The organism is Kitasatospora sp. NPDC101801, from assembly GCF_044766665.1.
Lineage (GTDB): Bacteria > Actinomycetota > Actinomycetes > Streptomycetales > Streptomycetaceae > Kitasatospora.
Window position 1 is genome coordinate 38,512 of the sequence record NZ_JBIWML010000030.1, and the last position, 20,410, is coordinate 58,921.

The window sequence follows — 20,410 nt, forward strand, 5'->3', positions numbered from 1 at the left end:
CCTTCGCGGCGGGCCCGGGCCCGGCCACCCCCCGGTTGCCCGGCACCATGCCGTCCACCCACCGCCCGCACCATCACCGTTGAGGAAGAGCCGATGCCCGCCAACCCGCCGCCGCTGAACGAGGCCGGCCGCCTTGCCAAGGACCTGATCGACCTCGGCTACAACCGCTCCCAAGTCGCCGGGATGATCGGCCGTGACGCCTCGACCATCTCCCAGATCTTCACCAAGGGCGGCGGCAAGGGGAAGGCCTACATCGGCGCCCTGCAGCAGGTGTTGCGTGCTGTGCGTGGCGGCGAGCGCGACCTGGACGCCCTGGCCGCGATCGCCCAGCAGAACATCACCGACCGGCGCACCCGAAGCGGCCAGAAGGCCCGGGTGCGCGGTAAGAACATCGTCGGTGAGCTCGGGAAGTCGAGCACCGGCACCGCCGGGCGTCAGGCCATTCTGTCCGGGGCCTCGCACCTGGCGGATGTCATTCACGAGACCGCCAAGGTCAACGGCCGGGTCGCGGTCACCGTCCGCATGAAGTCCGACGAGTTCGTCCACTCCGCCGGATCACGGAAGGACTCCCCGGGCCTGCGCCGCGGCGTCGTCCCGCGAGCCGACGGCACCGAGGAGCGCAGCTACGGCTCCACCGTCACCGGCGGGTTCGACGCCCGCGAGTGGTCCCGGCGCGTGGCCGACCAGCGCGGTGACGTCACCGCCGCGGTGTTGGCCTGGCTGGTGGAGACCGGCCGGGCTCGGCCGGGCGCTGAAATCCTGTGGCTCCAGGTCAGGGGATGGGTGCCGCGCCCCAACAAGCGCAAGGGCGGCCGACGGTGACCCACGATCCCGATTCGACCGACCTCGCAGACAACCCTGCCCCCGATGGAGAGATGACCAACGGCATGTGGTTCTTCACCATGGCGCTCACCTACCGGGTCCGGCGGCCGCTCGCACTGATCATCGAGGACCAGTCCACCACCGTCTACAGCCGCGTCAGCGGCTACACAAGCCGCAGCGACGCCTACAAGGCCATCTACGAATTCTGCCGCGGAAACCTGATCACGGACCTGGGGATGCCCGCCACGATCCGGCCGAGCGTTCAGTTCTGGACCCTCGACCGGGACGACCTCACCTCCCTCGCCCCGCCGGGGACCAGCTGGCACTACACCATCACCTTCCGAACCGAGCTGCCCGGTAGTCCACCCACGACGGAGCCGACCCACCGCACCTTCTCGGGCACCCTCGACAGTCCGGTGTCCCGCTACGACGCCTACAAGGAGATCAGCGACCGCGCGCATCGGGAGCTGGGGCTGCCGGACGACGGAACATTCCTGCAGGTGACCGGCTGGACTCTCGGTCCCGATGTCCTCGACTGAGAGCGGAACTGCCGTCGCGCTGAGTCCCCTGTGGGTGACAGTGAGTTGCCCAGCGGGCTGACATCTTGCTATCTTTAGCAGGTCGCCAGCCATGGTTAGCAAAGGGGTTCCGCTGTGCTTCCCACTCGCCTGCCCTACGTCAAAGGGCCCCTGACCTCATCCTTCGAGAACCACGAGCCCACCGACCTCCACCTGGGACTCACACCTCAGAGGACCCTCTGCCAGCTCCCGATCCGGGGAGCAACCGGCGACCACCTGGACGTCGACACCGACTCCGCCGACACCCACCACGGCTTGTGCCGGCACTGCACCGACGCGCTGGCCCGGTACCGCCGAGCCACAACCGGCACGCAGAAGAGCACCATCACCTGGAACAGCACCCTGGTCCCCGAGGGTCGCGCCACCGCACAGCTCGTCCAGTCCGCACTGCAGGCCCGCGAACACCTGGCCCTGGTCAAGGACCGGATGTACCCGGTTCCCGAGGACCAGCGCGCCGACGCTCTCCTCGCGCTGCTCGCGGACGTCTCCACCGTCCAGAAGAACCTCGACGCGCTCGCCGACGAACTCGTCCTCGCCCTGCGTGACGCGAGCCGCCCCGCCCCCTCCTGGGAGCGCATCGGGCAGCGTCTCGAAGTCAAGGCCACGGCGGTGCGTAACCGCTACGCCCGCGGAGCTACCGAGCACCCCGACCGTCTCACCCTGTGCGGCATCGGGGGCACCGGCTGCGGCGAGCTCCGCCCGGCCTCGCTCCCGGGTGGATTCGACCCCTGGAAGAACCACGACCTCGACCACGAGGCCGACCCCAACTTGCCGCAGGACGAGGACGACTACTGAACCCGCAGTCCGCAACCATCTACAGGAGCACCTGACCGTGGACCAGTCCGCCACCGGCACGCCGCCTTCCGACCAGTGGGCGCACGAGATCACCGCCGCGCCGCCGCGCCCCCGCCGTCCCAAGGCGCCGCCCCGGGTCGTCATCACCGAGTTGCGGGACTACCAGAAGCTCATCACCACGGACACGGTGCGGGAGGTCAAGGACGGCGGCCGGGCCACGGTCGAGATGACCTGCGGCTCCGGCAAGACCGCCGTCTCCGCGGAGTGCGCCCGTCGGCTGGCCCTGCGCGGCCGTGTCCTGGTCCTCGTCCCGACGATCGAGCTGCTGGAGCAGACGGCCAACGCCTGGAGCACCCGGCACGGCCGCCGGGGCCTGTCAGTCGCGGCGTGCTCGCGCGAGGAAGCTCTGGAGCGTGCCGAGGCCGGCGGCCACATCGAGGCCAAGGTCACCACCGACGCCGCCGAGCTCGCCGACATCGTCGCCTCCGCCGCTGTCGGCCAACCGGTCACCGTCTACGCCACCTACGCCTCGCTGGCCCGGCTGGTGAAGGCACACGCGGACTTCCGCCTGCCCAGCTGGGACCTGGTGGTCATCGACGAGGCCCACCGCACCGCTGGCGCCGTGGACAAGCCGTGGGCTGCCGTTCACGACGACGCCCAGGTCCCCGCCACCCGCCGCCTCTACTTCACCGCCACGCCGCGCATCGCCGGCCAACGCTCCGGCGGCGACGACCTGACCGATCTCGTGATCGGAAGGGCCCCGAAGCTGTTCTCGATGGACGACGAGCAGATCTTCGGCCGGGTCGTCGCCCGCTACTCCTACACCCAGGCCCAGGCCGAGGGCTGGGTCGCCGACTACAAGGTCTTGGTGCCCGTCGTCACCGACGAGGACCTGCGCGACCTGCTCATGCTGCCCGCGGTCGCCGACCTGCGCTCCCAGCGCACCAACGAGGACCTCCAGCGGCTCGCCCTGCAGGTCGCAGTGCTGCGGGCCGTCGCCGACCTCGGGCTCCGGCGCGTCATCACCTTCCACTCCCGCATCAGTGCCGCCCGGAAGTTCTCGGGCACCCTGCTGGAGACAGCCGACCTCCTGGTCGACCAGGCGCGGCTGAAGGCCGGCGACCCGCTGGCGGACTACGCCCGGCCCGAACGCATCTGGACTGCGGCCATCGCCGGCAACGACCCGCTGAAGGAGCGCCGGGCGAAGTTCCGCCGCTTCGCCGCCCACACCGGCGAGACCGGCGAGGAGTGCGGCATCCTGTGCAACGCACGCCTGCTGGGCGAAGGCATCGACATCGAGGCCGTGGACGCCATCGTCTTCGCCGACCCCAAGTCCAGCGAGATCGACATCGTGCAGGCCTTCGGCCGGGCCATCCGCCAGCGGCCGAACCAGGGCAAGATGGCCTACGTCATCATCCCGGTATACCTGCCCACCCCGGACGCCGAGACCGACGGCAGCGAGGCCGACGACCTCCCCACGGCCGACCCGGGCGTCGTCAGCGACGCGGGCCAGGCCGTCCAGGCCGAGGCCGAGGAAGCCATCAACGCCTCCGTCTTCCGGACGATCCTGCAGGTCCTGAGGGCCCTGTCCTCGGTCGACTCCCGGGTGGTCGGGCGCATCACCGACCTGCGCACCCACCGGCCGGGCAAGACCGCGATGCGCGCCACCACCCCGGCCAGCGAACCGCCGGCGCCGCCGGCCGCTGACACGGACGAGGCCCCCGGGGAGCCGCTGGACGAGGAGTGGGAGGAGGACGAACTGCCGGAGTGGCTGGTGATCAACGCCTCCGACCACGAGTCGGAGATCCTCCGTGCCCTGAAACTGCGCGCCTTCTCCCCCCGGGCCCAGGAATGGGAACGCCTGTACCGCATCGCGGCAGCCTTCTACGCCGAGCACGGCCACCTGGACGTCACCGACAAGGAACAGTTCGGCGAGCTGATCACCTGGCTCGACCAGCAGCGCTACCTGAAGTCCGCCGGTTCCCTCGGACCGGCCTGGGTATCCGAACTCGAAGCCATCGGCATGATCTGGTCCAAGCGCGCCAACGCCTGGGAACGCGGCTACGCCTACGCCCTGCGCTTTCACCACCGCCACGGCCACCTCGCCATGCCGGTCGGCCACCGCACCGACGGCTACGGCGACGGGCAGTGGATGCGGCGCCAGCGGGTGAGTGCCGATGCGCTGACCGACGCTCAGCGTGCCCAGCTGGACGACCTGGACCCGTTGTGGCGCCAGGACCCCGACTGGAACCGCTCCTGCCGCCGCTTCGCGGCCTACCTCGCGGCCGGCGGCGCCGTGGACGGACCGGTCAACCGGCCCGGACTGGGCGACGACCCGGATTTCCGCCCCGGGCGATGGCAGTCCCGCCAGGTCAGCGCGGCCAAGGGCAACCAGCTCAACCCGCAGCAGCTCCTGGTCCTGCGCTTCCTCGGAGTCCTGCCGACCGGCCCGGGCGATCCTGCGCCGCACATCCCGCTCGCCCTCCCGTCCGCGCCCCCGGCCGACGAGGACCGGTAGTCGGCCGGCTGAGGTCCGAACACACCGCCGCCCGGCCGGCCGCCGACCGTACCGACCACCTGGAGACACCACGATGACGACGACCAGCGAACCGCCCGGTCCCGCTGAGACGACCGCAACTCCCCCTGTCACCTGGTATGCGACCTGGGAATGCCACGACTGCAGGGACGGCGGGGACAGCGTGTTCGACGACGGCACCATCGTCGACGCCGATCACGACTGCGACGAGGGAGACGGAGAGATCGCCTGGGAGGGCCGGGCGGAGTGCGGCTGCGGCTGGTCCCTGACGACGGACTTCGAGGACGGCGACTACGTCGAGGCCAACCACGACTGCGCGAGCGACGGATGACCGGTTCCCGCACCCAGCTCTCCGAACGCGAGGAGGTGGCGGGTCGCATCCGTGCGGCCCGCCGCACCCGCGGCCTGTCCCAGGCCCAGGTCGCCCGGGCCCTGGGCATTCCCCGGCCGTCCGTCAGTGACATCGAGCAGGGCCGCCGAGGCGTCGGGGCCATCGAGCTCAAGCGGCTCGCCACCCTGCTGGGCACCACGGCGGACCACCTACTCGATACGCAGGACGGCGCAGCGCTCAGCGGCCTCCACCCGGCCGACCGCCGGGCCGCCGAGCTCTACGCCGGCTACCTGCTCTGGCGCCGGACCGGGTAATCCTGACCACCATCGCCACCGCATCGGAGGCCGCCGTGACCGACACCGCCGAACCCACCACCTCGACCGCGGCCTGGCCGGAAGTCTGGGGCGAAGGCCTGTACAGCCGCACCGCGCTGCTGTTCTGGCTGGTCTTCCGGGCCCAGTGCGACCGCGACGCGCAGGCCCTTGTGGCCGCCTTCGAGGCCGACATCTTCGACATCGTCCACCACCTCAACGACCTCCAGTTCGGCATGGGCCCCGAGCCGAGCGAGGACTACGTGAGCGGCTGGAACGACGCCAACGCCAAGCTGTACGCCACGCTCTCCCCGCGGATCGACGAGATCCGCGGCCTGATCTACGAGTGGAGCAGCGGCCGGGGCACCCAGCTGGCCGACGCCACCCCGTACACCTGGAACCGCGAGGCCGTCACCGCCGGCGAGCTGCTGCACGCAGCCCTGCCCCTGTACGCCGAGTTCGTCGGAGCGAAGCCCTTCGACACCGAGCTGACCTCCACGGTCCTGACCACCCTGGCTGGCTCCATCGCCGACAACGCCAGCGTGTACAGCACCCGTCTGCGCGTCTTCACCGTCGCCCACCGCGAGCGGATCGAGAAGCTGCTGGCGGACTACGGGCCCGGCAGCAGCTACGACCGGCCCGAAGGCCGGTTCCAGCTCGTCCGCCAGCCTGAACTCCTGCCGGTGCTGGAACGCCTGCACGCCGAACCGGTCAGCTTGATCGGGGCGTTCGAAGACACCGGCCTGCCCGACGTCCTGCTGCTCGACCTGGCTGCCGCCTGGGGCATCCGCCGGCCCGAGCGGCCCTGACCTCCCACCGTCCCGAACCCGGAGTCCAACGTGAACACCGCACCGTCGACGTCGTCCACCGCATCGGCACTCCCGGCCGCCGTGCGCCCGCTGGTGGTCTTCGACATCGACGGAGTCCTGTCCCCGTACGACGTCGGCCCGGGTCTCGTCGGCTACACCAGCCGTGAGGTCACCCCGCAGGCATGGCGAGACTGGGCGGTGTTCGTCCAGCCGCGACCGACCAGGCACTTCGTCCGCCTCAACCCGCACGTCGGAGCCCGGTTGGAGGCCCTGCCGGTCGACCTCGCGATTGCCGGTCCGTGGCGGCCCGAGGAGATCGAGGCGCTGCTGCCCGCCCTGGGCCTGACCCGCCTCCCGGCTCTGATCCCCCTGCGTGAGCAGACCTTCTTCGTCCGCCTGGACGACCCGGGAAGGAGCCTGGAGAATCCCGAGCTCGATCTCGACTGGCGCGGCGAGGACGTCCTGGCCGCCGCGAGTCTGCACCGCGTCGGCGCCGACCGTCCGTTCGCCTGGCTCACCGGCGGATTCACGGACTGGATCAAACGGACACTGCCCGGCGCCCACGCCGCGCCCGTCCTCCTTCACGAGGTCGACCACCGGACCGGGCTCACCGACGCCGACTTCGCCAAGCTCACCGCCTGGGCGGTCGCCGTCGCGGCCCGGCCGCCGGTCCCCGAGCTGCGCCTGCGCCGGTGCCGGGACTGCGGTGATCGCTCGTCCATCGTGGTCGACGGCCGGCGGGAGGACCGCACGCACGGCGCGTGCGGGAGCTGCTGCGAGTGCTACTGCCCAGACCCGCAGTCCGACGGCAGCGACCGGTTCCAACCGTGCGGCGACCTGGAACGCGAACGCTGCCAGGCCTGCGGGTTCTGCGCGAACTGCGGCTGCGGCTGCTGACTGCGGCGCGAGTGAGCACGGAGCAGAGCGGGGCGACGCTCAGCCACCGTCGGTGGCCGGCGGCGCCGAACAGTGAGGCCTCCCGGGATCCGGGAGGCCTCACCGCTTGCATTCTCAGCGCGCGCCCAACCTACGGCCCGACTGCCCCCGGGTCGCAAAGGCTGCCCGCCGAGCTGTCGCCCACCGACCCGGCCGACGGGGTGATGGTCACCAGACCTTTGCTCTGGGCGATGGAGTGGAGGACGTCCCGGGCGGCCTGGGCGTCGCCGAGGGCGCGGTGGTCGCCGTAGAGCTTGTAGTCCCGGTGGACCTCCCACACCGACCGGGCCGCCATCAGGCACCACCACGTCTCAGCCTTGTCGAGCCGTCCCGGGCGTCGGCCGACCGCCCGGGTGTGGTCGGCGATCACCGAACGGTCGTAGACGCTGTTGTAAGCCAGCAACCTGCGGCCCCGAGTGATCCTGAACAGCGCCGGCAGGATCTCCTCCCACGTCGGGGCGTCGGCGACATCGGCGTCCGTGATGCGGTGGATGTGCGTCGCGCGAATCGGCGTCTGCGGGTTGACCAGGGTGTTCAGGCGGACCTTCCCGGAGGCCGCGTCGATCACCGCGATCTCGCACACCCGCCCGTACAAGTCTGTGGTCTCGGTGTCGATGACCAGAGCGGCGCCCTTGGCCGAGACCTCCCGGGCGGTCAGCAGGGTCCGCAGCCGGGCGTCCTTCAACCGCAGCTCGCGGGCGACCGCAGCAAGGTCTTCCCTGCCGCCGGCGGCCTCCAGGAGCAGCGCCCGGGTCAGCTTCTGCCCGTCCTGCACGGTCCAGTTGATGCTCCAGGCGTCCTGCACGTTGTCGTGCAACAGGTGCACCGGCGTACCGTGGCGGTCGGCCAGGGCGGTGGCGAGGCGGCGTGCGAGCTCGGCCCGGGAGGGCAGCTTGGCGGCAACCGCCCGCAGCGCCGACGTACGTCCCCGGGGGACGGCCCGCACCGCTTCCCAGTCCACCCCGTCCCGCTGGCGCAGCGTGAGGACGTCCGAGGTCCGGTACAGCTTGACCTCCACGGTGCGCACCGACCCGACCTGCTTGAAGTGGGATCCGGCCGGGGCGATCCAGCCGGCGGCGAGGACGTACGGCCAGTCCCGCTTGTAGCTGATGTCCAGGTAGTCCGCCGCCCGTTCGCCAGGGATCAGGCGCCGTCCTTCGACCTGCTCGGCGACCTCGGTGTCGGTGGCGAGGGCCTCGACGTCGGTCTTTGCCCACCGGCCCAGCCGCCCGGCGGTCAGGCTTCGCTGCTCGGCCGCCCAGCGGAACTCGGACTCCGTCTCTGCCCAGGGGACGGTCTCCGTTGCGCGGGCGGTGGACAGTGAGGCCTCGATCCAGGCGGTGCGTTCGCCGACGACGGCGGCCAGGGCGTCGGTGTCCGACCACTGCTCCGCCTCCAGCGCCCCGTACGTCGGGTGGCCCTCGTAGGTGCCGAGGCGGCGCAGCAGGCCGAGGTCGGCGAGGACCGGTACGTCGTCGGGGGTGATCTCCTGCAGGCCGGTGACCTGGCGCAGCGTCTCGGCGATCCTGCGGGAGCCGAGTGGGCGCAGGGCGTCGAGCTTGGGGAGCAGGTCGGGCAGCTCGGTGCGGAGCTGGTGGACGAGGGTGCTCGACCAGCGGCCCTTGTCGGTGTCGGCGGCGGGGATCAGTCCGGCCTGGCGGCCGAGGTCCCAGAGGTAGCGGCCGATGCCAGCCGTGTCGGCGGCCTGGTAGGGGCCGTGGTCGGCGCGCTCGGGTGCGGGGGCGGTCTGGGCGGGTGCGGTCATTCTCGCTCGTCCTCCAACGTGATGTGGCATATAAACCGCGTTTGGAACATTTAGCCGATTAGGTATCAAATACCTATGAAGAGACAGTAGTTGGTACCACGGACACGACGGCCCGTGCGTGCACGGCCCGCGCCCCAGAGGCCGCCAGTACAGTTGGCCCGGCAACGCAGGAGGAGACGAAGGGGGCCAGGGGTGGACCGGCGCAAGATGGACGATGGCCGTCACGGCATCCGGCACGAGGTCGACTTCGCCGCTTCGGTCATCGCCGGGCAGCAACGCACGCAGATGGTGTGCCAGTGCGGAGTCGTCACCGGCGACGTCGCCGGCCATCGCGCTCACGTAGAGCAGGCCCTGCGCATTCCGGGCCCGGCCTGGTTCCCCGTCGGCGCGCGGCTGGCCGTCATGCTCGTCGGCGGCGTCGCCCTGCTCTTCGGGCTGATGGCCCTCGCGAACGTCACCCTGTCCGGCACCGCGCACACCATCGTCCTCGGGCTCTCCCCGGTGGTGAGCTTCGCCGCCACCATGGGCGCCGCCCACACGCTGCGCCGCTTCATCGTGCCGCTCGCCCCGGCCGGCCGGTAGCCGCTTCGCGGCGCCCCTGCCCCTTGGCCGCCTGGCCGTCATGGACGCGGTAGCCAGGCGGGGAGCGTGGCCGCCGGGACCGTCGACCTCGCCCGCAGCCCGAAGGCACTACAGGGCGGGCGTCCCGCGCGGCGGCGGTGCAGTGAGTGGCTTGGGGGAGATCCGGACGTAAGAGGCGCCCAGCACGGCGAAGTGCTGGGCGCCTCTCACACTGGCGGATCGTTCAGGCCGCGAGGTCGAACTCCCCGAGTCGGACGCCCGACATGAAACACCGGAATTCGTGGTGGGTGTACGAGTGCACCTGCCCGTTCGGGTCCGCACTGTCGTGGACCCGAACGCCCGTGAGGGAGAAGGTGAGGACGATCCGGTGGCCGTGGAGGACGCCGCGCCGGAGGTTGTCGAGCCAACTGTTCCAGACGTCCGCCGGGTAGATCTGCGGCGGCAGGGTGAGGTCCTTGGTGTCCCGCAGCGCTACATGGCCGTCGGTGTGTGCGACCTCGAAGCACCCCTGGGCGCTCTCGGAGGCGCGAGCCTTGAACCAGGAGGCGGACGAGAAGTCTGGAACGGTAGGCATGTCAACTCACATCTCTTGCCGGAGGGCCCGAAGGAACTTGATTGAGTCGGTCGGGTCGAGTGCGGCCCCGCACAGTCGGCCGTAGAGCTGGTTGAAGCGGCGCGTGTCGTGCGGCTTCTGCAGATAGAGGTTGCCGCCGGGTGTGTCGCAGTAGACGACCTGCGGCTCCTCGGGGTCGGGGAAGTCGATCAGGGTGAAGCCGCCGTTCGGCGACCCGTGGGCGCCCTTGCTGTAGGGGAGCACCTGCAGCGTGATGTTCGGGACGTTCTCCGCGCAGTGGACGAGGTGGTCGAGCTGTTCGATGAGCGCCTCGCGACCACCTGCCGGCCTGTGCAGCGCAGCCTCATCGAGGACGACCTCCAACTCGGCCGGCACCGGCTCGCGCAACAGCACGCTCTGCCGGGCCATGTGGGCATCGGCCAGGAGGTCGATTTCGTCCTCGCCCGCGGTAGGCAACCCGGCCCGCAGGATGGCTCGCGTGGTCGCGCGGGTGCGTACCAGGCTGTGGACCGACGCGAGCGCGAAGACCCGCAGAGACCGAGCGGCCTCCTCCAGCCCGAGGTAGGTCTCCAGGCTCGGAGGAAAGGCGGCTTCGTGCGCGGTCCACAGGCCGCCGGCGGGCGCCTGGCGAGCCATGCCGAGCAGTTCTGCGACCTTGTCGTCGGGTGCGCCGTAGGCCTCGCAGAGGCCCTTGATCTCGATGATCCTCGCGTCCCGCTTGCCGGTCTCGACCCTGCTGATCGTGCTGTCCGAACAGCCGATGGCTGCTCCCGCATCCTCGATCGTCATCCCTGAAGTTTCACGAAGCTCCTTCAGGATGCGGCCGATCTTGCGCCGCTGCGGAACCGGGGCTGCGCTGCGTGAGACGCCCATCGTCGAACTTCCCCTCTCGCGCTGCCGCCTGGACAGTGCTGATTTTGCCTTACGGGCCGCATCCGGAGTAATCGCTGCGCTCACCAGGGTCCTCCCAGTCGAAGAACATCCAAGAAATTTCACAGAGAAGTTGCAGCCTGAAGTTTCACGGGTCATTCTAGAGCTACGGAGTCGTGACGGTCGGTGATCGTTTGAGGTTCGGCCGCGTCGCAGACAGGGATGCCGCCATGCCACTCAGCACGACGAAGATCGCCACCGACCGCCCCGCGCCACCGACCCGCGAGGCCCGTTGGCTGCTGACCGGGCAGGAAGCCCTGGCCTGCATCGCGGCCTGGCGCACCCCACACGGGCTGGCACCAGTCCGCATCCAGCCCACATCGGGGTGGGAAGCACTCTGCGTCCAGGGCCGACTCGGCCGGCACGCCCTGCGAGAACTCCTGGCGGGGCCCGCCGTGCCGGGACCAGTCCTGGAAGCCGGCGCGGAAGTCGTATTCCTGGTACCGCCGCTCCACCACCCCTGGGCCGCTCTTCTGCACGGCGTCACACACACCCCTGCCGGCCCCTGGGACTGGGGTCGCTCCCTCACACACCGCCTCGACGCCGGCCAAGTGCTGCACTGTCCGCAGCCCGGCATATCCCACCGCAAGGGACCGCGCTGGATCGTCGAACCGGACGGTCGCGGGACCCTCACCTTCGCCGGCCAGCTCGCCGAGGCCCTGCACTCCGCCTACCGAAGCGCCATCTCCCCGGCCCTCGCGGAGTCCACCGCACCACCATCGGACCGCCCGCAGCAACGGCCCGCCACTCCTGCCAACTTCGCCGCTTTCGCCCGGCGGCAGCCCAGCACCGCGGAGGCATCATGACCTCGATCCAGGCTCCCGCCGACCACCTCGTCGCTCCCGCCAGCAACACCTGGATTCGCGGGCACCAACCCACGGCGGAGGCGGACGTGCCGCAACTGCGCGCCGCCGTCGGCGACCACTGCCGCTCCCAGGCCAAGCAGGCCGATCGCTCGGTCGACGAACTCGCCCTGTTCATGGTCGGCCTGGTCGCCACCGAGCTGCTCTCCAACGCGATCCGCCACACCACCGGGACGTCCGACCGCCCCGCCGCCGGGATCAGGCCCTCCGTGGCACTCCTCGCCCAGGTCCTGGAGGACGGCAGGATCCTGATTGCCGTCTCCGACTGCAGCCCCGCCGGGCCGAACCCGAAGCTCGTGGACCGGGACGAAGCCGAAGGTGGCCGGGGACTCAAGATCGTCCATGAGATCACCCACGCCTGCTGGGGCTGGCACCCGCTCCCCAGCGGCAAGAGCATCTGGGCGATCTGCCCCAACATCTTCACCGTCGACACGGCGGCCTGACCGCCCCGGACCGTCCGGCAACCGTCGGGCGGCCCCGACCCCCACAACAGGAGCAGCAGTGCCTCCCGCCAAGAGAAGTGGCCGGCTGTACGACTTCGCCGTCCCGCCACCCGCCACCGCACCCAGGACTCGGTATCTGGACGACGGCACTGTGCTCGCGGTCCCGGCACCCGCGGGCCCCCGGGAACTCAACGTCGGGGACTGGGTGCTGATCGACGACGAGCCTTACCGGATCAAAGACCTGCGCTGGCGACAAGGGGACGGCCGGATCATCCACCTCGACGGCCGCCCCCCGTACCCGCTCACCGTGGCCGACACCATTCAGCGGTTCGATCTCGTCACACCGCCCCGCTGACAGAGGGCCGAGGCCCGGCGAGGCAACCGCCCAGCACGTTTTCGAACACGCCTTGCGTGACGCCTCGGACACCGCCGTCTCCCCAACGACGACCACCCGATCGGGTGACGTGACTTCCCCGGCGCCGACCACTGCGCAAAGATGCGCAGCGTGTACGAGAACCTGCGTCCGACTGAGGATCAACTTCGCACGGCCCTCGCCGTGTTGGGCCTGGCGGTTCCCGCTGCTCTGGAGCATGAGGACGACGTCGTTCGCGCCGGCCTGCTCGCAGCGCACCTACGCCGGGCCGCCGACCACGTCAGCTACAACCTGGTGGCCGCTGCCGGCCTGCACACCCGGTTGGAGATCACCGACCGCGCCAAGCCCCTGGCCTGGCCTGTGCCCGAAGACCACGCGGCCTCGGTCCTTCGTCACCTCGGCCGGGCCGACGGGCACCTGGCCGTGCTCGCCCAGGACTTCTCCCCGGCCGGCGCTGTGGCGATGGACACCGGCGGCCGGACGGAGGAGGCCTTCGCTGCTGCCGCGACCAAGCTGTTGGAGGCCGCTGACGAAACGATCCGGTTCCGGTCCCGGCCGGACGGCACCGACCGGGTGGAGGAAGAGCTCCACGCGCAGCAGGTCATCGACCACCTGCACGCCGGAGAGCACCTCCTCAACCAGGCGCTGAACCGGCGCGAGGCCGCCGCGCTCGGAGTGGACGCAGCCCTGCTGACCGAGGAGGACTGACCCGGTTCGCACAGCAGACACAGCCCTGCCAGGGTCAGCGGCTACGCGGCCGCGGCGCGTCGGACGGCGCACGGCCTTCCAGCCCGGGCCGTCCCTGGGTGCGGTCGAGGTACCACTACGCTCTCCGGGTGAGCACTGAACCGCCTTCTGGGACCACTGCGGACGACCTCTTCGACGAAGACGGCGAGCCGGGCGACGACGAGTGGGACGAGCCGGAGACCGCGGAGGACGGGGCGAGGCTCTGTTCTCCAGTGACCCGGCGAGTCCTGGCACTGGCGCTGCGCACGTTGAGGTCCGCCGCTGCGCACGATGCAGAGGTGTTCGGCGACGAGCCGTTCGATGCCGCAGATGGACGCGGAATGGGCTTCCTGGCCCGGTTGCCGCGCTGTACCGACGCCCTCGGTCGCGACTTCCGTGCCCTGTTCGCCCCGGCGGCGGACGGGCTGCTGGAGGACGTGGAGGGCGAGCGGATCCCGTTGGGGCGCAATCCAGCCGAGGGCCTGTTGATGCACCTCATGATCGAGGAAGCCCGCGCGATCCACTACCGCGCGGTCATCGACACCGACTTCCGCGCGGCGTGCGGGCTCGACGACGAGGACCTGGCGGACCCGAGCCAGTTCGACTGGTCCGAGCTGCGCCAGCTCCTGTTCGTGGAAGACGACCTGCTGAGCCTGTACGGCGGCGGCGCACTGAACCTCGCGAGCGGACCGTCGCCCACCCTCACCAGCTCGGCGGCTGCCTGGTCCTACCACTACGGTTTCTCCGCCCACCGGACGACCGCCGGGACCGATGTACGCCTGCCCGTCGCCGGTGCTCTTGCCCTGCTGAGCCCGGTGGAGGGCGACCCGTGGGCAGCGCTGAACCAGCGGGAGCACGACCGCGGGCGTGGCCCCCGGGCCGACCTGCTCTCGCCGGCGGGAGCCAAGCTGTGGGCGGGCGTCGCCGACGAGCTGTCCTCGTGCGCCTACTACCAGGCGCTTGAATGGACGGACGCCCCGTACGTTCCGTTGCTGCCGGACGACGAAGACCCCGAGGACATCGTCTTCATGCGGCTGCCGCGCTGCGCAGACCGGCAGAACCAGGCGTTCAGGTTCCAGATTGCGCGGGCGTTCGCGGACCTGGCGGCCGACGTGCGGGCGGGCGCGCTGCCGGTTCCCCGTTCCCATGGCGAGGACCTGGCGCTCATGATCACCTGCCGTCGCGCGGCCGACCGGGCCGAGTCGGCGCAGGCCATGGCCGAAGACCTCTTCGACGACGATCACGACGAGGACTGGTACGGCATCCCGCTTCCGGCCTTCGCGGTGCTCGCCCCGTCCGAGTTCGACTACTCGCTGATGGAGGAGACGCTCACGGCCGCAGCCGAGGCGTACCTGCTGTGGGGCGACACCACGGGGTTCGAGCACCCGGAGCACGAGGTCAACCAGAAGATGACCCGAGAGGACCTGCGTCCGGAGACCTGGTTCGACACCTTCGCCAACGTCCACCCTCGCCCGGCCGGCCGAAGCCACCCGCAGCGGGTCCTCGATCGACTGTCCGATGACGCCCGCGGCGCCCTCGACTTCCTCGCGCTGCAGCAGGAGATCTCCGACTCCCGCCGTCAGAATGACGGCCCGCAGCCGGAGGACCTGAACCATGTGCCCCAGGACTGCGGCTGCGGCTCACCGTGCTGTCCGGGCGCCGGCCCCTGGCACGGTCCCGGCAACGCCTCCGCCTTCGAGCGGCGCTCCGCCGGATCGGTCCGCGCCCGCACGCCGTTTGTCGCCGCGATGCGCCAGAACGTCCTCACCGAGCTGGGCAGCGTCCTGCACAAGGAGACACGGCAGGCCCAACTCCTCGATGCCGAAGAGCCGTTCAAGACCACTGGATGCATGGTCCTGAGCGACCGCACTCCGACCGCGTTCGCACAACTGCGCCAGGTACTGCCCGGTGTCGAGACGCCCGGCAATCGCGTGCGCCTCGGAGTCTGCTGGGCCGGGCCGGAAGCCCGCCACGAGCAGGCCCAGTGGTACTGCGTCGACGTCATGGGCATCGAGGAGCACTCCGCGGGCCCGCGGGACGAGCCCTGGCTGCGGGTGGCGGCCCACGAGATCCTGCAGGCCGGGATGGCGCTCGCCGACATCATCGCCGTCCGGCGCGCCGACTCCACCACTCCGCTGTCCCCGCTGCCCTCCTAGCGAACCCCAGGTTTCGTCGACGAAAGCTCGGACGCCTTGGGCAACGGCTCCACTTCCCTGGTCACTGCCGCGCCCCCGCTTGGTGGCCACCGGTGGCGTCAGCGTGCAGGAGGAGGAGGTCGAGTACCGGGCCGTCAGGTCCGCTCCGGTAGGGGCCCGCGTACCGGTATCCGAGTGTCCGGTACAGGCGCTGTTCCGGCCGGTCATCACCGGGCATGGCGAGCAGCGACGCCCACTCGGTGCCGAGCGTGTCAAGCAGCGCACGGTGGAGTGCCGTGCCGACACCGTGGCCTTGATGGGCGGGCAGGACGGCGAGTTCGCACAGGCCCGCGAGCTGCTTCGCCGCGGCGACCGGGCCCTTGATATCGGCGAGTTCGGCGCCGAGCCAGTAGGCCGGGGAACAGCGGAACCCGTAGCCGAACCCGATCGGAAGGTGGCCGGCGGCGGGATGGGCGGTGATCAGGGTGAAGCCGTGGTTAGCTAGGGTTCATCGGCTATCTGAGCAGGTCAGCAGGCATCTGGAGTTGTTAGGCACGTAAGGCACGTAGCCAAGCCTCCGATGAGACCCTGAACGAACACCGGAACCGGTCGAAACGGCGGTTTGTTCAGGGTGGCCTCTGAGGAAAATCGGATCGGCCAGTCGGCAGCCGTCTAGCGGGGCGGGCATCAGGCCAGTTCGAGGAGAGCCGAGTGGATCAGCTTGGGTACGGCGGTCAGCGCCACATCCAGCATGTGCTCCAAGGCCACCGCGTGCGCGCTGCGGTCCACGTCGATGTGTTCCCCCCAACCGGCCGGCTCGTACCGGGCGAGCATCGACAGCGAGTAGAGGACCAGCCACCACACCATCAGCGGGTGCAAGGGGCGGTCGTTTCCCGCGACCGCAGGCATCAGGTACAGCCGACCGTCGTACCCAGTGGCCACGGATGCGATCTTCGCGGTACATGCAGCCGCTGTCGCCTCGTCGACCGGCCATTCGAGCCGGATCTTGAACCGGTCTTGAAGGAAGCCGAATGCCGCCTGCTCGCGGCCTCGGTGCCAAGCACTGCTGTAGTTGGCAGCGTGAGGGTAGTCGGCCATGAATGAGTCGAGTGCGACCTTGACGGGTTCGAGCTCCGGGCTGAACAGGTCCTCCAGCGTTCTGCCAGGTACGGCCAGCCCGGTGACCGAGTCGGGAACTTCGGCGATGAACGCTCCCACCGTCGGCCGGTCCGCTGAGCTCCAATTTCTGTCGTCCGGGAGGAGCGGCAACAGGGGCGCGATTGTCCGGGTCCCCCGGAGCGGGCGGGTCTGCGCCTCGGGTATGAGCTCCCAGAGGTCACCGAGGATGAGCGGCTTTGCCATGTCGGACGGGATTGGTGGCGAGTTAAGCAACGCGCTGAGCCTGGTGAAGCTGCCGCCGTCCTTGTCGATCTGGACTATGGGAAGGTCCGGGAGTGGTCCTGACAGGACAGGGGCCTTCAGTCCGTGGGAGGTCAGTTTCCAGCCGAGCCCTGGGGGTGCCGGTGCGGTGGCCGCGAGGGCACGTCCTGCCTGGCTTAGCCCGTAGAAAGCCAGGAGCGGCCTGGTCGCGTAGCCGGCGTGCGCGGCAGCGGCGAACAGCTGCTCGGCCTGCTCCAGGCCCGCAATGTAGACCGCGCTGCGCCCGCCCTTTGCTGCATAGCCGGGCGGGGTATGCCTTGTCGCTCGCAGGTCCGCCCATGCTGTAGCACTGTCCGTTGTCCGCCCCGAAGTCACGGAGCAGAGTGTAGAGCCGCCGCGGCGTAGCGCGATGGCGCCGGCCATCGGCTACAGAGAACTACTTGCCGGGTGGCAGCAGCTGTACGAGCACACGGCCAGGAGGCCCAGCGACTCGCCAGGCCGTCAGCTGATCGGTGGAGCCGTCGGGTGTCTCAACGAACCGCTGGATCGTGGGAGTATGCGGTTCGTTCAGACGGGCTCCTGGAGGTCACCGTGTCCGAGACCCCGTACGGGTTCGACTGCCTGCGCCTGCAAGCCGCGCGGAAGGAAGGCGATCTGACAGTGGCTGAGATCGCCAGGGCAGCGGACGCGAGCGACCGGGCGGTGAGCTTCTACCTCAGCGGACAGCGGCACCCGCGAGCCGAGGTGTTGCCCCGTCTGGCCCGTGCGGTCGGGGTGGACGATCCGCTCGACCTGTGCGACCTCCCGAAGGGCGGCGAGCGGATCGTCCACCTGCGGGTGCGGGTCGGGAAGAGCCGGGCAGCGGTGGCGGCTGAACTCGGCTGGCATCCGGAGACCTACCGGGAGTGGGAGGCCCGCGGGCACGCGCCGGACAAGATGGCCGGCCCCTGCGACGGCTGGGAGGACGACCCCCGGCGGCCTGGTTGGGGCTGGCGGGTGAGCACCCCGTTCTTCACCAGGCCGATGGTCGAGAAGGGCGCGAGCATCGACGGCACGTGGCGGCCACCGGCGTACGGGCCGCACGAGTACAGCATGCCCGAGCACGAAGGCATCTTCGAGGTACCGGCCGAACGCCTCCACCAGGCGCTCCAGCGGACCCGGGCCGATTGGGAGGCTGCGTGCCGGCGCTGGAACCGGCATAGCCCGGACATCGCGGCAGACCTCGCCCAGGCCGCCGAGCTCACCCGTCGCTGACGTGCCGTACGTGCCTGACTAACCTTCGGATATCTGTAAGGCACGGACCGATCAAGCCCACTTGCCTTACGTGCCTTACGGCTCCTGAGCACCCCAGATAACCATCGTGCCGGGTGTGACCGGTGATCTGGCGGTGGAGTGCATCCGGGGTGAAACCGGCGGACGCGACGTCGGGGTGGTCGGCGTGGGCAGCGGCCCAGATACCGACGAGCGTGTCCAGCAGGGTGGTGACGCCCTGGGGGCCGTGCGTCTGGAGAGTCAGGCCGGGGTGGGTGGGCAAGGGGAACTCCCTGAGGCCGGCGGATACCGTGCGCCGGAAGCCGAGCCCCGGCCGCGCTGCTGACGGTAGCGAATCCGGCACTCTCCGCCCACCCCTCGCGCAGGGCGCACAACGACCACGTCCTCCCTGCTGCTCCGCCGGACGGCTGGTGGGCAGCAGGGAGGACGTGGCGCATGGCTGGGCGGGTCAGCCCGGGTTGCAGGCGAAGGCGCTGCTGGCCGCGTGCAGTCCCTCGGGGTTTCCGCAGTCGTAGAACGTGCCGGCGATCGGGTGGATCAGCGTGTCGTGGTCGCGGGCGAAGGCGTTGATGGCGTCGGTGGCCCGGAGCTCGCCGTTGTCGGCGGGCCGGACCGCTGTGAAGTGGGGCAGGACCGAGGCCGGGAGCAGGGATCGGCTGATGTTGATGTACGCGGTGTGCTGCTGCCGGTCCTCGGGAAGCCAGTGCCGGACCTCGTCCACCAAGGGGTGCGGGTGCCCTCCGGCGGCCGGACGGGGCTGGACGATTCCGTACCGCAGCGGCTCGTCGCTGTGTGCGGTCGCCACTGCTATCGCTCCCTCGCACCCGGCGGCGCGGCGGGCGGTGACGAGGTCGGCGAGGTCGGAGCCCCGGTCGAGGCGCAGCAGCAGGTCGTCACCGGAGGCGAGGAGGAAGTCGTCGCTCCCGATCCAGTCGGCGGCGACGATAGCCGGCAGGGCGGTGCCGTAGAGGCCGGTGTCGCGCGGCTGCTCGATGATGGTGAACTCGGCAGCGGGGATCTGGGCGAGCGGTTGGTACTTCTTCTGCCAGCCGCGGTCGGTGAAGTACTGCTTGAGCTCTGGGTCCTCGGCGAGGAAGTGCCGGACCTGCCGGGTGCACTCGCCGGGCGCGGTGATCACGGCGATCTCGCTGATGCCGGCGGCCAGGCAGTCGGCGACTGTGTAGGCGAGCAGGGGCTGGTTCCAGACGGGCATCATGCACTTCGGGATGGTCTTGCCGATGGGGAAGAAGCGGCTTCCCACCCCGGCGGCTGCGATGACGGCCTTGATCTTCTTCATGACTCACCTCTCATGGGACCGGACGGATCCATGGCGGACGGGCTGCGCTGAGCTGAGAAGGCGGGGTGCGTGGCCTTGGCGTCTCACCGGCCGGAGTCGGCCGGTGGTCCGAGAAGCAGGAGGGACGGGCTGAGTTCCTCGAAGTAGCGGCCGGCGTCGGCTTGCGCGGGCAGGAGCGTCCATCCCGCACCTGCGGCACGCCAGCGGGTGTACTCCTCGGTCAGGTAGAAGCGGCCGGACTGCGATTCGTGGGCCTGAAGGGCCTTGATCTTGTCGGCCATGAAGGGGGTGATGTCGACCAGCACGGACGAGACCACTTGGTGGTGGGGGGCGTGCGGTTTGCCGTGCAGGATGGTGGTGCAGCTGGGGACCCGGGCGGCCGCGTTGAGGGCGGCGCGCGCGACGGCCAGGTGGTCCTGGTGGTCGCTCCCCGAGTGCAGGGCGTGGGTGAGCAGCACGGTGCATCCCAGCCGGGCCAGCGTGGCCTCGATGGCGGTGACGAGTCCGCGGCCGGCGTCCAGGGCGCCGTCTTCGAGGCCGAGGCACTCCACGGTGATGCCACTGTCCTGGTAGGAGAGCCGGATCTCCTTCAGCCGCCGGGTGGCGGTCAGGCGGACCCCGGCGGCCTGGTCGGCGACCGATACGCCGTTGACGCCGTTGGTGACGACGAGGACGGTGACACTGGCGCCGGCGCTGCGCCACAGGCGCAGGGTGCCGTAGAACATCAGCGCGTCATCGTCCGGGTGGGCGACCACGGCCACGACCTGGGCGCCACTGGTCAAGGTGATCGACATGCCCATTCCCCTTCGACTCGACCCGGGCGGCAGACGGAACCTTGCGGGTGGACGCCTGCCTACTACTGCACTCATCACAGCTCCACGGCGGGATCCGGGGGAGGGCACACGAGGGGGCTGACAGTCCGCGCGAGGGCCGACGCAGCCACGACCAGGCG

The 20,410-nt window shown here is 70.4% G+C and carries 21 protein-coding genes; 14 read left to right on the forward strand and 7 right to left on the reverse strand.

Annotation, left to right across the window (positions count from 1 at the left end):
• Nucleotides 1-93: 93 nt before the first annotated feature.
• The 8 genes from ACIRPK_RS26695 to ACIRPK_RS26730 all read left to right on the forward strand — a co-directional run bounded on the left by ACIRPK_RS26695 (nucleotide 94) and on the right by ACIRPK_RS26730 (nucleotide 7,079).
• A complete protein-coding gene (locus ACIRPK_RS26695; RefSeq protein WP_403042579.1) occupies nucleotides 94-822 on the forward strand; it encodes a helix-turn-helix domain containing protein in 729 nt (242 codons plus the stop codon).
• Between the two features lie 53 nt (nucleotides 823-875).
• Nucleotides 876-1,361: a hypothetical protein gene (locus ACIRPK_RS26700; RefSeq protein ID WP_403042581.1), complete on the forward strand. Its 486-nt coding sequence runs from the start codon at nucleotides 876-878 to the stop codon at nucleotides 1,359-1,361.
• Nucleotides 1,362-1,475: 114 nt separating this feature from the next.
• On the forward strand, nucleotides 1,476-2,195 hold the full coding sequence (locus ACIRPK_RS26705; protein WP_403042584.1) for a hypothetical protein: 720 nt from the start codon (nucleotides 1,476-1,478) through the stop codon (nucleotides 2,193-2,195).
• Nucleotides 2,196-2,232: 37 nt separating this feature from the next.
• The gene (locus ACIRPK_RS26710) at nucleotides 2,233-4,713 is read left to right on the forward strand and encodes a Helicase associated domain protein (protein ID WP_403042586.1); all 2,481 of its coding nucleotides are present in this window, start codon (nucleotides 2,233-2,235) and stop codon (nucleotides 4,711-4,713) included.
• Nucleotides 4,714-4,786: 73 nt separating this feature from the next.
• On the forward strand, nucleotides 4,787-5,062 hold the full coding sequence (locus tag ACIRPK_RS26715; RefSeq protein ID WP_403042588.1) for a hypothetical protein: 276 nt from the start codon (nucleotides 4,787-4,789) through the stop codon (nucleotides 5,060-5,062).
• The gene (locus ACIRPK_RS26720) at nucleotides 5,059-5,376 is read left to right on the forward strand and encodes a helix-turn-helix domain-containing protein (protein ID WP_403042590.1); all 318 of its coding nucleotides are present in this window, start codon (nucleotides 5,059-5,061) and stop codon (nucleotides 5,374-5,376) included. Before ACIRPK_RS26715 ends, ACIRPK_RS26720 begins: the two co-directional genes overlap by 4 nt.
• Before the next feature lie 35 nt (nucleotides 5,377-5,411).
• On the forward strand, nucleotides 5,412-6,182 hold the full coding sequence (locus tag ACIRPK_RS26725; protein ID WP_403042592.1) for a hypothetical protein: 771 nt from the start codon (nucleotides 5,412-5,414) through the stop codon (nucleotides 6,180-6,182).
• 30 nt (nucleotides 6,183-6,212) lie between these two features.
• A complete protein-coding gene (locus ACIRPK_RS26730) occupies nucleotides 6,213-7,079 on the forward strand; it encodes a hypothetical protein (RefSeq protein WP_403042594.1) in 867 nt (288 codons plus the stop codon).
• A gap of 130 nt (nucleotides 7,080-7,209) precedes the next feature.
• Here the strand turns inward: ACIRPK_RS26730 and ACIRPK_RS26735 are convergent, their stop codons facing one another.
• Entirely contained in the window at nucleotides 7,210-8,883 is a 1,674-nt protein-coding gene (locus ACIRPK_RS26735) for an exonuclease domain-containing protein (RefSeq protein ID WP_403042597.1), read from the reverse strand.
• A gap of 192 nt (nucleotides 8,884-9,075) precedes the next feature.
• Between ACIRPK_RS26735 and ACIRPK_RS26740 the strand changes: the two genes are divergently transcribed.
• Complete coding sequence (locus tag ACIRPK_RS26740) at nucleotides 9,076-9,465, forward strand: hypothetical protein (RefSeq protein WP_403042600.1); 390 nt, start codon at nucleotides 9,076-9,078, stop codon at nucleotides 9,463-9,465.
• A gap of 223 nt (nucleotides 9,466-9,688) precedes the next feature.
• On the opposite strand, the gene ACIRPK_RS26745 is transcribed toward ACIRPK_RS26740, so the two are convergent.
• Complete coding sequence (locus tag ACIRPK_RS26745; RefSeq protein ID WP_403042603.1) at nucleotides 9,689-10,039, reverse strand: DUF397 domain-containing protein; 351 nt, start codon at nucleotides 10,037-10,039, stop codon at nucleotides 9,689-9,691.
• Between the two features lie 6 nt (nucleotides 10,040-10,045).
• Entirely contained in the window at nucleotides 10,046-10,996 is a 951-nt protein-coding gene (locus tag ACIRPK_RS26750; RefSeq protein ID WP_403042606.1) for a helix-turn-helix domain-containing protein, read from the reverse strand.
• Nucleotides 10,997-11,771: 775 nt separating this feature from the next.
• Here ACIRPK_RS26750 and ACIRPK_RS26755 point away from each other — a divergent pair.
• The 4 genes from ACIRPK_RS26755 (at nucleotide 11,772) to ACIRPK_RS26770 (ending at nucleotide 15,530) form a co-directional block, all read left to right on the forward strand.
• Nucleotides 11,772-12,275, forward strand: coding sequence for an ATP-binding protein (locus tag ACIRPK_RS26755; protein WP_403042609.1), 504 nt, complete (start codon nucleotides 11,772-11,774; stop codon nucleotides 12,273-12,275).
• 205 nt (nucleotides 12,276-12,480) lie between these two features.
• On the forward strand, nucleotides 12,481-12,630 hold the full coding sequence (locus ACIRPK_RS26760; RefSeq protein ID WP_403042610.1) for a hypothetical protein: 150 nt from the start codon (nucleotides 12,481-12,483) through the stop codon (nucleotides 12,628-12,630).
• Between the two features lie 150 nt (nucleotides 12,631-12,780).
• Nucleotides 12,781-13,356 carry a hypothetical protein gene (locus tag ACIRPK_RS26765; protein WP_403042612.1) on the forward strand — a complete coding sequence of 192 codons (576 nt, stop codon included), beginning with the start codon at nucleotides 12,781-12,783 and terminating at the stop codon, nucleotides 13,354-13,356.
• Between the two features lie 128 nt (nucleotides 13,357-13,484).
• A complete protein-coding gene (locus tag ACIRPK_RS26770) occupies nucleotides 13,485-15,530 on the forward strand; it encodes a hypothetical protein (protein WP_403042615.1) in 2,046 nt (681 codons plus the stop codon).
• 61 nt (nucleotides 15,531-15,591) lie between these two features.
• Here ACIRPK_RS26770 and ACIRPK_RS26775 read toward each other — a convergent pair whose 3' ends face one another.
• Nucleotides 15,592-15,993: a GNAT family N-acetyltransferase gene (locus ACIRPK_RS26775; protein ID WP_403042697.1), complete on the reverse strand. Its 402-nt coding sequence runs from the start codon at nucleotides 15,991-15,993 to the stop codon at nucleotides 15,592-15,594.
• 203 nt (nucleotides 15,994-16,196) lie between these two features.
• Complete coding sequence (locus ACIRPK_RS26780; RefSeq protein WP_403042617.1) at nucleotides 16,197-17,264, reverse strand: YaaC family protein; 1,068 nt, start codon at nucleotides 17,262-17,264, stop codon at nucleotides 16,197-16,199.
• Between the two features lie 216 nt (nucleotides 17,265-17,480).
• On the opposite strand from ACIRPK_RS26780, the gene ACIRPK_RS26785 reads away from it, so the two are divergent.
• Entirely contained in the window at nucleotides 17,481-18,143 is a 663-nt protein-coding gene (locus tag ACIRPK_RS26785) for a helix-turn-helix transcriptional regulator (RefSeq protein WP_403042618.1), read from the forward strand.
• A gap of 466 nt (nucleotides 18,144-18,609) precedes the next feature.
• Here the strand turns inward: ACIRPK_RS26785 and ACIRPK_RS26790 are convergent, their stop codons facing one another.
• Together ACIRPK_RS26790 and ACIRPK_RS26795 are read right to left on the reverse strand one after the other, a co-directional pair.
• A complete protein-coding gene (locus tag ACIRPK_RS26790) occupies nucleotides 18,610-19,458 on the reverse strand; it encodes a sugar phosphate nucleotidyltransferase (protein WP_403042621.1) in 849 nt (282 codons plus the stop codon).
• An 83-nt stretch (nucleotides 19,459-19,541) separates the two neighbouring features.
• Complete coding sequence (locus ACIRPK_RS26795; RefSeq protein ID WP_403042623.1) at nucleotides 19,542-20,252, reverse strand: PIG-L deacetylase family protein; 711 nt, start codon at nucleotides 20,250-20,252, stop codon at nucleotides 19,542-19,544.
• Between the last annotated feature and the right edge of the window lie 158 nt (nucleotides 20,253-20,410).

Bases quoted from the DNA above. Each gene is read 5' to 3' on its own strand.
- ACIRPK_RS26715 (WP_403042588.1), top strand. From the start codon at position 4,787: ATGACGACGACCAGCGAACCGCCCGGTCCCGCTGAGACGACCGCAACT.
- ACIRPK_RS26745 (WP_403042603.1), bottom strand. From the start codon at position 10,039: ATGCCTACCGTTCCAGACTTCTCGTCCGCCTCCTGGTTCAAGGCTCGC.
- ACIRPK_RS26795 (WP_403042623.1), bottom strand. From the start codon at position 20,252: ATGTCGATCACCTTGACCAGTGGCGCCCAGGTCGTGGCCGTGGTCGCC.
- ACIRPK_RS26755 (WP_403042609.1), top strand. From the start codon at position 11,772: ATGACCTCGATCCAGGCTCCCGCCGACCACCTCGTCGCTCCCGCCAGC.
- ACIRPK_RS26735 (WP_403042597.1), bottom strand. From the start codon at position 8,883: ATGACCGCACCCGCCCAGACCGCCCCCGCACCCGAGCGCGCCGACCAC.
- ACIRPK_RS26700 (WP_403042581.1), top strand. From the start codon at position 876: ATGACCAACGGCATGTGGTTCTTCACCATGGCGCTCACCTACCGGGTC.
- ACIRPK_RS26695 (WP_403042579.1), top strand. From the start codon at position 94: ATGCCCGCCAACCCGCCGCCGCTGAACGAGGCCGGCCGCCTTGCCAAG.
- ACIRPK_RS26720 (WP_403042590.1), top strand. From the start codon at position 5,059: ATGACCGGTTCCCGCACCCAGCTCTCCGAACGCGAGGAGGTGGCGGGT.
- ACIRPK_RS26790 (WP_403042621.1), bottom strand. From the start codon at position 19,458: ATGAAGAAGATCAAGGCCGTCATCGCAGCCGCCGGGGTGGGAAGCCGC.